We start from the raw sequence: 11,842 nt of genomic DNA, 5'->3' as shown, positions 1-11,842 counted from the left end.
TACAACTACAACCAGGACGACGGCTACGCGTGGTCAAACGCGCACAATTACCGCGTAGAAAACAAAAAACCCGCAGAGCAATAAGCTATGCGGGTCTTGAGGCAACCTTGGTTCACTGGTGCAAGTGTCTTTGGCGGAGACGGTGGGATTCGAACCCACGATGCAGTTTTTAGCCACATACTCCCTTAGCAGGGGAGCCCCTTCAGCCTCTCGGGCACGTCTCCGAAAAGAGAACGAGATTCTAGCACGATTTTTTTGGCTCTTGCCCGCGATCGGGGCGTTCACGCAAAAAAATCGTGCCGGACCTGATTCATCAGACCTTGGTGGCCGGCGCCTGGTCCAGACCGAAGGCCTTGTGCAGTGCGCGCACGCCCAGTTCCATGTACTTGTCGTCGATGATGACCGAGGTCTTGATTTCGCTGGTGCTGATCATCTGGATGTTGATGCCCTCTTGCGAGAGCGTCTGGAACATCAGGCTGGCGACGCCGACGTGCGAGCGCATGCCGATGCCGACGATGGAGACCTTGGCGACCTTTTCGTCGGTGGACAGTTCACGGGCACCGACGGCGGGGATGACTTCGCGCTTGAGCAGGTCGACGGCGCGCGTGAATTCGTTGCGGTTCACGGTGAACGAGAAGTCGGTCGTGCCGGCCACGGACTGGTTCTGCACGATCATGTCGACGTCGATGTTGGCGGCGGCGACGGGACCCAGAATGGAGAATGCGATGCCGGGTTTGTCGGGAACGCCTAGCAGGGTGATTTTGGCTTCGTCGCGGCTGAAGGCGATGCCGGAGACAACGGCGGCTTCCATTTTTTCGTCTTCCTCAAAAGTAATCAGCGTGCCCGAGACCATTTCTTCGTCGAGCGGGATAAGGGGGTCGGTCAGCGAGGACAGGACCCGGACCGGAACACGATATTTGCCAGCGAACTCGACCGAGCGGATCTGCAGGACCTTGGAGCCCAGCGAGGCCATTTCCAGCATTTCCTCGAAGGAAACGACGGACATGCGGCGCGCTTCGGGCACGACGCGCGGATCGGTCGTGTAGACGCCGTCCACGTCGGTGTAGATCAGGCATTCGTCGGCCTTGATGGCGGCCGCCACGGCCACAGCCGAGGTGTCGGAGCCGCCACGGCCCAGCGTGGTGATGTGGCCGTCAGGGTCGATGCCCTGGAAGCCCGTCACGATGACCACACGGCCGGCGTCCAGATCAGCGCGCACGCGGGCGTCGTCGATGGACGTGATGCGGGCTTTCGTGAAAGACGAATCGGTGCGCACGGGCACTTGCCAACCGGCATAGCTGCGCGCTGACACGCCCTCGGCCTGCAAGGCAATGGCCAGAAGGCCGCTGCTGGCTTGCTCGCCGGTGGCGGCGATCATGTCGAGTTCGCGGCCGTCGGGCTGGGGCGAGAGCTCGCGCGCCAAGCCCAGCAGACGATTCGTCTCGCCCGCCATGGCGGACGGAACAACAACAACCTGGTGGCCGGCGGCGTGCCACTTTGCGACGCGACGCGCCACGTTTCTGATGCGCTCGACCGAGCCCATCGAAGTACCGCCATATTTGTGAACGATCAGGGACATCTCGTACTCTGGCTGGACACCCGCCGCAAGTGTTGACGGGCAAAACCATATATTCTAGCGCGACGGTAAAAATTTGCGCAGTTTGCGCAGATTTATGTCCATTTTCGGGGTGAATACGGTGTCGGGCTTGTCGATACCGCCCCAAATCGGAGTAGCTGACCTCCTGTCGCAAACCGGCGTCCGAACCGGGTTCCGATCGCGCTTACGTACCGGCTTACGTACCGGCCTGCATACCACCTTACATCCTGACCTACAAACCGGCCTGCCCCCGGCGCTCCACCCACACGCGGCCGCGGTGACATCGAATCACGTGGCCCGCCTGCTCCACTCGCAATTGCCGGTCATGGCCCAGGCTGTGCAGGCCACGCAACTGCCTCAGCAGGTCCGCCATGCGCGCGTCGGTGGGCATCCGCGCCCCATTTCGCTCCAGCCAATACCGCAACACCTGCGACTGACGGGCGGGCGATAGTCCGCGCCACGCCTGCAACGAAAAACTGGCGTCATCGGCACCGGGATCCAGCCGGGCGAAATCTTCACGGGCGACTTCGTCCAGAATCTCTGCCGCTTCGGCCATGTGCCGCGCATGGCGCGCGACGATGCCGCGCCAGCCGGGCCAGCGCGCATCCAGCACGGGCGCCAGCAATTCACGCAGTGCGGCACGGGTGTAGCGCGGATCGGCATTGGTGGGGTCCTGCACGGCGCGCCAGCCGATGGCTGCCTCTACGTCATCTGCCGCCTGAAGAATCGCGCGGCGATCCTGCTCAAGCCACGGGCGCACGTACGACACGCCATCGCGCTGCGTTACCGGCGCCATGGCCGCCATGCCCGACAGCCCGGTCCCGCGCAGCAGGCGCAGCAACACGGTTTCCGCCTGATCGTTGCGATGGTGGGCGAGCAGGATGTGGTGGACGGCGTGCTCCTGCGCCAACCGGGCGAGCGCGGCATACCGCGCATCGCGCGCGGCGGCTTCGATGCCCTTGCCGCTGGCCGGCTCGACCTGCACGCGCGCCTCGATAAGCGGGACCGACAGTCTTGCGGCCAGGGCTTGGCCGTGTTGCGCCCATTCATCGGCCTGCGCCTGCAAACCGTGGTGCACATGGAAAAGCATCACCTCGATGCCCAGCAGCGGCGCGACGGCGGCCGCATGTACGGCCAGCATGGCCGAGTCCGCGCCGCCGCTGAAGGCCACGGCAATGCGGCGCGGACGCTCGGGCAGTGCCTGGAGCATCTGGCGCAACGCCGCGGCAAGCGCGGTGGAGATGGGCAGGGAGGGAATGGCGCCCGCGTCGGCCCGGGGATGGCTGCCGGGCGGCGAGACGTCAGTCATGAGCGTGCAAGGGCGCGGGGGCCGCGGCGCCGGCAAAGGGCCGGCGCCCTGCCCGCTTTACGCGCGCACTTCCTGGAAGGCGCCGTACGAGCGCACGCGCTCAAGGCGCTGCTCGACGAGCTGTTCGGGGGTCATGCCCTGAAGCTGGCGCAGGGCGTCGCCGAGCGCGCGGCGCAAGAGGCGGGCCATGACGCGGGGGTCGCGATGAGCGCCGCCCACGGGTTCGTTGACCACGCGATCCACCAGACCCAGATCCTTCAGACGGGGCGCGATGATGGCCAGCGCGTCGGCGGCCTCGGGGGCCTTGTCGGCGCTGCGCCAGAGGATCGAGGCGCAGCCTTCCGGCGAAATCACGGCGTAGGTGGCGTATTGCAGCATCAGCACGGCGTTGCCGACGGCAATGGCCAGCGCGCCGCCCGAACCGCCTTCGCCGATGATCGTGCAGATCAACGGGACTTTCAGTTCGGCCATGGCGTAAAGATTGTGGCCGATGGCTTCGGACTGGCCGCGCTCTTCGGCGCCGATGCCGGGATAGGCGCCCGGGGTGTCCACGAAGGTGAAGACGGGAATGCCGAATTTTTCAGCCAGGCGCATCAGGCGCAGGGCCTTGCGATAACCCTCGGGGCGCGGCATGCCGAAGTTGCGCGCGGCGCGCTCCTTGGTGTCGCGGCCCTTCTGGTGGCCGATGACCATACACGGCGTGCCGTTGAAGCGCGCCAGGCCGCCCACGATGGACTGGTCGTCGGCGTACATGCGGTCGCCGTGCAGTTCATGGAAGTCGGTGAACATTTCGCGCACGTAGTCCAGCGTGTAGGGACGCTGGGGGTGACGCGCGACAAGCGCCGTTTGCCAGGGCGTGAGCTTGGCGTAGATCTCCTTGGCGAGCGTCTGGCTCTTCTGCTGCAGACGTCCGATTTCATCGGAGATGTCTACCGCCGAATCGGCCTGCACATAGCGCAGCTGCTCGATCTTGTTCTCAAGCTCGGCGAGCGGCTGTTCAAATTCCAAAAATGTATTGCGCATGTAGTGTGGTTCCGTAGATGGGCTGCCTGGTTTGCGTCAGTATTGGACCGGCGTCGGTTCCAGACTGCGCCACAGATACCAGGTCGCCACGGTACGCCAGGGCTGCCACGCCAACGAGACTTCGCGAGCCTCGAAGCGAGAGACAGGCTCGCCGCTGAAATAGTGTAGCGAGATTGCCTTGAGCAACCCGGGATCATCCAGCGGCAGGACATCAGGCCGCTGTAGATTGAAAATCAAAAACATCTCCGCCGTCCAGCGTCCGATGCCGCGGATGGCGACCAGTTCCGAAATGACGGCCTCGTCGTCCATGGCCGCCCATTTCTCGGGATGGACCCGGCGCTCGCCGAAATGCACGGCCAGGTCGAGCACATATTCGGCCTTGCGTTGCGACAGTCCGGCCTTGCGCAGGCCGTCCAGGCCAACGCGCAGCACGGCGACGGGCGTGGGGCGTTTGCCCACGGCGTCGATGAACTTGGTCCAGACGGCATCGGCCGCCTTCGGGGAAATCTGTTGCCCGATGATCGCCCGCGCCAGCGTGATGAACGGCGTGCCGCGCGAGGTCAGCCAGACCTCCGGGTGCTGGGGGATGATCTTTTTCAGAATGCGGTCGCGGCGCATCAGGTGCGCCACGGCGGCCTCCCAGTATTCAGGCTTGGGAATCTCGAGATCTGCGGTGGACATGTCCGGCGTATCCTGCGGGGTCACGCGCGGCGCCATTGCGTCAGGCCGCCCGGTTTGTCGTCCAGCTCGATGCCGGATTCGCGCAGCTCGGCGCGGATGCGGTCGGCTTCGGCAAAGTTGCGGGCAGCCTTGGCGGCCGCGCGCGCGTCGATCAGGGACTGGATGGCGTCGGCATCCAGCGTGCTGCGCGCGCCTTGCTCGATAGCGGCCGCGGAATAGCGGGTGGCGGATTGGAAGTACGTGGCGGGCGCCTGCTGCAGCAGGCCCAGCAGCGAAGCCAGGGCCTTCATCTGACCGGCGCTGCGCGCGCTTTTGGTGCGGTTGGCCTCGGAGGCCAGTTCGAACAACGCGGCCACGGCGCCCGAGCTATTGAAGTCGTCGTCCATCGCGGCCTTGAAGGCCTGCGCCTGAGGCTCGTTCCAGTCAATGCCCTGATCGTCGGCCGGCACGTTTTGCAGGGCCTGGTACAGGCGATCCAGCGCGTTCTGCGCGTCGATCAGGTTGTCCGGCGTGTAGTTCTGCGGGCTGCGGTAATGGTTGCGCACAATGAAGAAGCGCACCATTTCCGCTTCGCGCGGGTTCACCTGGTACTCGGACTGGTCCGCCGCCGGGTCATTCTGCGCGACGGTCTGGCGGATGGTGCGGAAGTTGCCCAGGGACTTGGACATCTTGTCCGAATCGACCATGAGCGGGCCGCAGTGCATCCAGATGTTGGCCAGCGTGCCGCCGAACGCGCCCTCGGTCTGGGCGATCTCGTTTTCATGGTGCGGGAATTTCAGGTCCGGACCGCCGCCATGGATGTCCAGGGGCAGACCCAGCAGCGACTTGCTCATGGCCGAGCACTCGATGTGCCAGCCCGGGCGGCCCAGGCCGTACGGCGATTCCCACTTGGTGTCGGCGGGTTCTTCGGCCTTGGCGGACTTCCAGAGGACGAAATCGAGCGGGTCGCGCTTGCTGGATCCCACCGCCACGCGCTCGCCGGCGCGCAGGTCATCGAGCGTCTTGCCGGACAGCTTGCCGTAGCCGGGGAAACCGCGCACGGCGTAATTCACGTCGCCGTCTTCGGCCTGGTAGGCCAGCCCGTTGGTTTCGAGCTTGCCGATGATGTCGAGCATCTCGCCCACGTACTGCGTGGCGCGGGGTTCGCGATCAGGCGATTCGACGCCCAGCGCGCGCTCGTCGGCATGCATGGCGTCGATGTAGAACTCGGTGACTTCGCCGATGCGGCGGCCCGTTTCCACGGCGCGGCGGATGATCTTGTCGTCGATGTCCGTGATGTTGCGCACATAGTCAACCGACAAGCCGCTGGCGCGCAGCCAGCGCTGCACGACGTCGAACGACACCAGCATGCGGGCGTGGCCCAGATGGCAGAAGTCATACACGGTCATGCCACACACGTACATGCGCACCTGGCCGGCCTGGGCCGGTTTGAACGGTTCTTTGGTACGCGATAACGTGTTGTAGATTTGCAGCATGGCGCGATAGGTTTCGTTTAGTGTTCCGTGGCGGTTTCGGAAAGTTGCTGTCGACGGAACATACCGTCAACGCGTGCCGCCCAATTCGCCGCCCCATTTACATTGCCGCCCCGATGGCAGTGCAGTCCATTGGCAGTGCAGTCCTGGCAGTCTGTCCCGGCAGTGCTGTCCGTGCGGGATCGATGGCCCGTATTCTTCCGGTGGCCCCTATTCCCTACTGCCTTGAACGCGATGGTCGAGCCAAAAACGCAACCGGGGCTAAAATGGCGGTCGTCAAGTATAGCAAGCGGCCCGGTCGCGCGCGTAAGCGCCAGCCGGCCAAGACTTTTAACGGAAAGCCCACGTGACTATCAAGCCGCGTTTTTGCGTTGCCCTGCTCGCCCTGGCCTTGGCCGGCGCGCCGGCGGGCGTCGCCCTCGCCCAGTCGATGAGCGGCGGTGCGGGAGAAAACCCTAACGCCACCCGCACCACCCTGGACCCGATTCCGCCTGAGGGCGGCTGGGACGCTCTGGCCAATCTGCTGGAAGCCGCCAAGCCCAGCGTGGACACCCGGCTGATCCCCTCCGCGTCGCAGATCACGACGCACATCGAGCGCATGCTGAACCGTGGCGAAAACGCGGAAGCGCTGGCGATGATCGAAAAGCGCCAGGCCGAGATCAAGGACCAGCGCGGCACCGACGTACAGCTCATGTTCCAGCATGCGCGCGCCCTCGCCGCCCTGGACCGCACGAACGAAGCCATCGACATCTACAACGATATGACCACGCGGTTCCCGGAATTGCCGGAACCCTGGAACAATCTGGCAGCTCTATATGCTGGACGCGGCGAACTCGACCGTGCGCAGGATGCCCTCCAGATGGCATTGCGCGCAGACCCGAACTACGCCGCCGCCCGCGCCAACCTCGGCGACCTGCAACTGCTGCAGGCCTTGCGAACCTACAAGGAGGCCGCCGGCGACGGCGTGCCTGGCATGCGGGAAAAGGTCCGCGAAGTTGAAACAATGTTGAAGGATAAACAAGGCAAATGATGTCCCGTTACTCCCCTCTTCACCTGCTGCGCCTGACGGCGTGCTCGTTCGCACTGGCTGCATTCGCTCCGGCGTTCGTCAGCGCCGCCCCCGCAGCCTCTTCTTCTCCCTCCACCTCCGAAGGCACCAAAACCATGAGCACCAATCCCCGCGTCAAGCTTCAAACGAACCAAGGCGACATGGTCATCACCCTGGACGCCGCCAAGGCGCCCAAGTCCGTTGAAAACTTCCTGACCTACGTCAAGGAAGGCTTCTACAACGGCACCGTGTTCCATCGCGTGATCGACGGCTTCATGGTCCAGGGCGGCGGCTTCGAACCCGGCATGAAGCAGAAGCAGACCCACGCCCCGATCGAAAACGAGGCCAACAACGGCCTGAAGAACGACAAGTACACCCTGGCCATGGCCCGCACCAGCGATCCGCACTCGGCCACCGCCCAGTTCTTCATCAACGTGTCCAATAACGACTTCCTGAACTTCACGTCGCCCACGCCGAACGGCTGGGGCTACGCCGTGTTCGGCGCCGTCACCGAAGGCCAGGACGTGGTCGACAAGATCAAGGGCGTGAAGACCGGCAACAAGGGCTTCCACCAGAACGTGCCGAACGAAGACGTCATCATCGAGAAGGCCGAAGTTCTTGAATAAGATCTCCCTGCCCGGCCCGGTCTGGCTGGCATCCGACCTGCACCTGGGGCCGGCCACGCCGGCCACCTCGGAGGCCTTCCTGGCCTTTCTGCAGGCGGCAGAGGAAGAGGCGGCAGCCCTGCTGCTGCCCGGCGACATCTTCGACGCCTGGATTGGCGACGACGTGATCCGCGCCGCCCCGCCGTGGCTTGCCACGGTACTGGTGGCGCTGCGCAATACGGCCGGCCGCATCCCGGTCTGGCTGGGGCGCGGCAACCGCGATTTCCTCATCGGCGAGGAACTGGCAAAGGCCGTGGGCGCCAGCCTGCTGCCCGAGCCGGCACTGCTGGAAACCGATTTCGGCCAGGTCCTGCTGACGCACGGCGACGAGTTCTGTACGGACGACGCCGCCTACCAGCAGTTCCGCAAGATGGTCCGCAACCCGCAATGGCAGGCCGAATTCCTGGCCAAGACCATTCCCGAGCGGCTGGCCATGGCGCAGCAGGCACGGGGCGAGAGCCAGGCGGCCAACCAGACGAAGTCCATGGAAATCATGGACGTCAACGCGGACGCCATCGAATCGATCTTCCGCGAGACGGGCGTTCGCGTGCTGGTGCATGGCCACACGCATCGCCCCAACCGCCACGTGCTCGATGTCGACGGCCAAAAGCGCGAGCGCTGGGTGCTGCCCGATTGGGACTGCGATCACGTGTCGCCGCCGCGCGGCGGCTGGCTGGTCATTGACCGCGACGGGCTGCAGTTCTACGACCTGGAAACGGAAGCGTAGACGCCACCCGTCCCACGCCGGACAAAAACAAGGGCCGCTTGAGAAAGCGGCCCTTTTTCTTTCTGCGATCGCCGTGTGGCGAGAGGAATCAGCGCGTGAAGATCCAGGCCGCCACGATGCCGCCGAAGATGATCCGGTACCAGGCGAACACGCGGTACGTGTGGTTGGCCACGAAGCGCAGCACGGCCCGCACCACCACCATGGCGCTCAGGAACGCCGCGATGAAGCCCACGGCGATGCCCGACAGGTCGTGCTGGGTCAGCAGGCCGAAGTTCTTGTACATGTCGTAGGCCGCCGCGCCCAGCATGGTCGGCATGGCCAGGAAGAACGAGAATTCGGTGGCCGTCTTGCGCTGGATGCCGGCGATCATGCCGCCGATGATGGTGGCGCCCGACCGCGAGGTGCCGGGAATCATCGCAAAGCACTGCGCCACGCCCACGCCCAGCGCCTGCTTCCAGGTGATCTGTTCCAGCGTGTGGGCCGACGCGCGCTCGTCCGAGGCGGTGTCGTCGGCGGCGCCCGGCGCATCGCCCGGCGTGTGGCGCGTGCGGCGTTCGACGTACAGCATGATCAGCCCGCCCAGCACCAGCGTCACCACGACCACCGCCGGGTGGTAGAACACCGCTTTGATGGTCTTGATGAAGATCGCGCCGATCACCGCCGCCGGCAGGAACGCCAGGATCAGGTTGCGGGTGAAGGCCACCTCGCTGGGCTCGCCCGTCAGCGTGCCGCGGATCAGCTTGAGCAGCCGGGCTCGGAAAACCCACATCACGGCAAGGATGGATCCAAGCTGGATGACCACCTCGAACACCTTGCCGTCGCCCGAATCGAAATTGAGCCAGTCGCCGACCAGGATGAGGTGGCCCGTGCTGGACACGGGGATGAATTCAGTCAGGCCTTCCAGGATGCCAAGGATGAATGCTTTGATCAGATAGAGCGAGTTCTCGGTCACGGGCTGGGGTCTCTCTCTGTTAGTCGTTGGCTAGGGTTGCTTCGTCAGGAAAATGCTCTTCGGGGCGCTTCTCGACACGCACCAGCGCGATGCGGCGGCCATCCATTTCCAGGACTTCGAAGCGGAAATGCTGGTGATGGATCTGGTATTCGCACACGTCGCCCGGCTTGGGCAGGTGTCCGAAGCGAGAGAGCAGATAGCCCGCAAGCGTGGAAAAGTCCTGGGCGTCGTCGACCAGGCCTTCGGTTTCAAGCACCTGCTCGACGTGGTGCAGGTCGGCCGCCCCGTCGATCTTCCAGGTGTTGTCGCCGTCCGCCACGATGTCGGGCAGCTCGTCTTCGTCGGGGAATTCGCCGGCGATGGCCTCGAAAACGTCGATCGGCGTCACCAGCCCCTCGATGGCGCCGAACTCGTCAGCTACCAGCACGAGCTGGCCGCGCGAGCGCTTGAGGGTGTCCATGAGGCGCAGGATGCCGATCGACTCGTGCACGATGATGGGATCGCGCAGACGGTTGCGGCGCACCCGGCCCTCGGTGATCAGGTCCGCGATCAGATCCTTGGCGCGGCCGATGCCCAGCACTTCGTCCAGCGAGCCGCGGCACACCGGAAAGAAGCTGTGCGGCGCCTCGGTGAGCTGGCGGCGGATGTTGTCGGGATCGTCGTCGATATTGATCCAGGAAACGTCCGTGCGCGGCGTCATGATGGAACGGATGGAACGCTCGGCCAGCGTCAGCACGCCGCTGACCATGTTGCGTTCTTCGACCCCGAAGGCCTGTACTGCCGGGCTGCCGGCATTGGGCAGGTCGGGTTCGTCGCTGGCCGGCGGCCGCTTGCCCAGCATGCGCAGCACGGCCGAGGCGGTGCGTTCGCGCATGGGAAAACGGGCGTCGAGCTTGAGCAGGTTGCGGCGCGCCACCTGGTTGAGCGCCTCGATGGCAACCGAGAACCCGATGGCGGCGTACAGATAGCCCTTGGGCACCTTGAAGCCGAAGGCTTCGGCCAGGAGCGAAAAGCCGATCATCAGCAAAAAGCCCAGGCACAGCACCACCACCGTCGGGTGGGCGTTGACGAAGCGCGTCAGCGGCTTGGACGCGATCAGCATGATGCCGATGGCAATGATGACCGCGATCATCATGATGGCCAGGTGATCCACCATGCCGACGGCGGTAATGACCGAGTCCAGCGAGAACACCGCATCCAGCACCACGATCTGCGTGACGATCACCCAGAAGCTGGCATAGACCCGCGGGCCGGACGAGCCGGTGTGCATGCTGCCTTCCAGGCGCTCGTGCAGTTCCATGGTGCCCTTGAACAACAGGAACAGGCCGCCCACCATCAGGATCAGGTCGCGCCCCGAGGGCGATAGCGGACCGATATTGAACAGGGGGGTAGTCAGCGTGACCAGCCATGACATGACGGACAACAGGCCCAGGCGCATGATCAGCGCGAGGCTCAGGCCCATGATGCGCGCGCGATCGCGCTGCGCGGGCGGCAGCTTGTCCGCCAGGATGGCGATGAAAATCAGGTTATCAATGCCCAGGACGATCTCAAGGACGACCAGGGTAAGCAAGCCGACCCACGCAGCGGGGTCCAGCAGCCACTCCATCAGGAGCTCCAGAAGTTACACGACCGGTAATCGTACATGGAAAATCCATGACATGCCGGTGACGCATCCCCTCCGTAAGCCTGATAGACAGAGGCTTTGGGCCGAATGGACTAAGGCTTGCAAGCGCCTGAAACGGGCCGTGTGTCCCGGTTTACGCGCGCCGCGCGTCAAACGTTGCGGGCATGAAAAAGCCGGCCCCCCGGCCGGCTCTTGCTTGTCTCAACAGACCCGTCGGGACATCAGCCGCCGACTTTGAGCGTGCCCTTCATCATGGCCCAGTGGCCGGGGAAGGAGCAGAAGAATGCGTAGTTTTCGCCAGCGGCGAGCTTGGAGACGTCGATCTTGACGGAGTCGGATTCACCGCCGCCGATGACTTTGGTGTGGGCGATGACGCGGGTGTCGCCCGCCTTGACGTAGTCTTGTGCCAGCCCGGCGCCCATGCCGTCCGTGGCGACGGCCTGCTTGTCGGCTTCCTTGGTGAGGACCCAGTTGTGGCCCATTGCGACCTTGGCCATTTTGCCGACGTGCTTGAGGTTGACCGTGAATTCCTTGCAGCTCTTGTCGACCACGATTTCCTTGACGTTGAACTGCATGGCGTCGTTGCTTTCGACGGTGGCTTCACATTGCGCGGCCAGCACGGGCAGGCTGGAGGCGGAAAGAAGGATGGCGAGGGTGGCTTTTGCCAGCATGAAATTCTCCGATGACACAGCGGTCGATGCACGTACGCCAGCCAGATGCAGACGCCGTTGCCGCCGCGGATCA

11 protein-coding genes and 1 tRNA gene are annotated in these 11,842 nt (G+C 64.4%); 3 read left to right on the top strand and 9 right to left on the bottom strand.

The features are described 5' to 3' along the window. Nucleotides 1-131 precede the first annotated feature (131 nt). The 6 genes from B3098_RS22985 to cysS all read right to left on the bottom strand — a co-directional run bounded on the left by B3098_RS22985 (nucleotide 132) and on the right by cysS (nucleotide 6,085). Nucleotides 132-224, bottom strand: a tRNA-Ser gene (locus tag B3098_RS22985). An 89-nt stretch (nucleotides 225-313) separates the two neighbouring features. Further along, complete coding sequence (locus tag B3098_RS22980) at nucleotides 314-1,579, bottom strand: aspartate kinase (protein ID WP_175124234.1); 1,266 nt, start codon at nucleotides 1,577-1,579, stop codon at nucleotides 314-316. A 250-nt stretch (nucleotides 1,580-1,829) separates the two neighbouring features. Continuing rightward, complete coding sequence (tilS, locus tag B3098_RS22975) at nucleotides 1,830-2,807, bottom strand: tRNA lysidine(34) synthetase TilS (RefSeq protein ID WP_286899297.1); 978 nt, start codon at nucleotides 2,805-2,807, stop codon at nucleotides 1,830-1,832. Nucleotides 2,808-2,963: 156 nt separating this feature from the next. Continuing rightward, nucleotides 2,964-3,929 carry an acetyl-CoA carboxylase carboxyltransferase subunit alpha gene (locus tag B3098_RS22970; RefSeq protein WP_175186447.1) on the bottom strand — a complete coding sequence of 322 codons (966 nt, stop codon included), beginning with the start codon at nucleotides 3,927-3,929 and terminating at the stop codon, nucleotides 2,964-2,966. A 36-nt stretch (nucleotides 3,930-3,965) separates the two neighbouring features. Next, complete coding sequence (locus B3098_RS22965; protein ID WP_175124237.1) at nucleotides 3,966-4,610, bottom strand: DNA-3-methyladenine glycosylase family protein; 645 nt, start codon at nucleotides 4,608-4,610, stop codon at nucleotides 3,966-3,968. Nucleotides 4,611-4,630: 20 nt separating this feature from the next. Beyond that, nucleotides 4,631-6,085: a cysteine--tRNA ligase gene (cysS, locus tag B3098_RS22960; RefSeq protein ID WP_218344558.1), complete on the bottom strand. Its 1,455-nt coding sequence runs from the start codon at nucleotides 6,083-6,085 to the stop codon at nucleotides 4,631-4,633. A 343-nt stretch (nucleotides 6,086-6,428) separates the two neighbouring features. Here cysS and B3098_RS22955 point away from each other — a divergent pair, with 343 nt between their 5' ends. The 3 genes from B3098_RS22955 to B3098_RS22945 all read left to right on the top strand — a co-directional run bounded on the left by B3098_RS22955 (nucleotide 6,429) and on the right by B3098_RS22945 (nucleotide 8,522). Further along, complete coding sequence (locus tag B3098_RS22955) at nucleotides 6,429-7,112, top strand: tetratricopeptide repeat protein (protein ID WP_175124239.1); 684 nt, start codon at nucleotides 6,429-6,431, stop codon at nucleotides 7,110-7,112. A 134-nt stretch (nucleotides 7,113-7,246) separates the two neighbouring features. Then, complete coding sequence (locus B3098_RS22950) at nucleotides 7,247-7,756, top strand: peptidylprolyl isomerase (protein WP_175124240.1); 510 nt, start codon at nucleotides 7,247-7,249, stop codon at nucleotides 7,754-7,756. Beyond that, nucleotides 7,749-8,522, top strand: a complete 774-nt coding sequence (locus B3098_RS22945; RefSeq protein ID WP_279976024.1) for a UDP-2,3-diacylglucosamine diphosphatase — start codon at nucleotides 7,749-7,751, stop codon at nucleotides 8,520-8,522. Before B3098_RS22950 ends, B3098_RS22945 begins: the two co-directional genes overlap by 8 nt. 88 nt (nucleotides 8,523-8,610) lie before the next feature. Here B3098_RS22945 and B3098_RS22940 read toward each other — a convergent pair whose 3' ends face one another. From B3098_RS22940 to azu, 3 genes are all read right to left on the bottom strand, one after another. Then, a complete protein-coding gene (locus B3098_RS22940; protein WP_286899152.1) occupies nucleotides 8,611-9,474 on the bottom strand; it encodes an undecaprenyl-diphosphate phosphatase in 864 nt (287 codons plus the stop codon). Between the two features lie 19 nt (nucleotides 9,475-9,493). Then, entirely contained in the window at nucleotides 9,494-11,080 is a 1,587-nt protein-coding gene (locus B3098_RS22935; protein ID WP_175124243.1) for a TerC family protein, read from the bottom strand. 239 nt (nucleotides 11,081-11,319) lie between these two features. Then, a complete protein-coding gene (gene azu, locus B3098_RS22930) occupies nucleotides 11,320-11,769 on the bottom strand; it encodes an azurin (protein ID WP_175124244.1) in 450 nt (149 codons plus the stop codon). Nucleotides 11,770-11,842: the final 73 nt, after the last annotated feature.

It is taken from the genome of Achromobacter sp. UBA2119, assembly GCF_002331005.1.
Lineage (GTDB): Bacteria > Pseudomonadota > Gammaproteobacteria > Burkholderiales > Burkholderiaceae_B > Achromobacter > Achromobacter animicus.
The sequence above is the reverse complement of the archived record's forward strand: the minus strand, read 5'-3'. Positions and strand labels throughout refer to the sequence as shown.

Coding starts and splice junctions, on each gene's coding strand:
- B3098_RS22980 (WP_175124234.1), bottom strand. CDS start 1,579: ATGTCCCTGATCGTTCACAAATATGGCGGTACTTCGATGGGCTCGGTC.
- tilS (WP_286899297.1), bottom strand. CDS start 2,807: ATGCTCCAGGCACTGCCCGAGCGTCCGCGCCGCATTGCCGTGGCCTTC.
- B3098_RS22970 (WP_175186447.1), bottom strand. CDS start 3,929: ATGCGCAATACATTTTTGGAATTTGAACAGCCGCTCGCCGAGCTTGAG.
- B3098_RS22965 (WP_175124237.1), bottom strand. CDS start 4,610: ATGTCCACCGCAGATCTCGAGATTCCCAAGCCTGAATACTGGGAGGCC.
- cysS (WP_218344558.1), bottom strand. CDS start 6,085: ATGCTGCAAATCTACAACACGTTATCGCGTACCAAAGAACCGTTCAAA.
- B3098_RS22950 (WP_175124240.1), top strand. CDS start 7,247: ATGAGCACCAATCCCCGCGTCAAGCTTCAAACGAACCAAGGCGACATG.
- B3098_RS22935 (WP_175124243.1), bottom strand. CDS start 11,080: ATGGAGTGGCTGCTGGACCCCGCTGCGTGGGTCGGCTTGCTTACCCTG.
- azu (WP_175124244.1), bottom strand. CDS start 11,769: ATGCTGGCAAAAGCCACCCTCGCCATCCTTCTTTCCGCCTCCAGCCTG.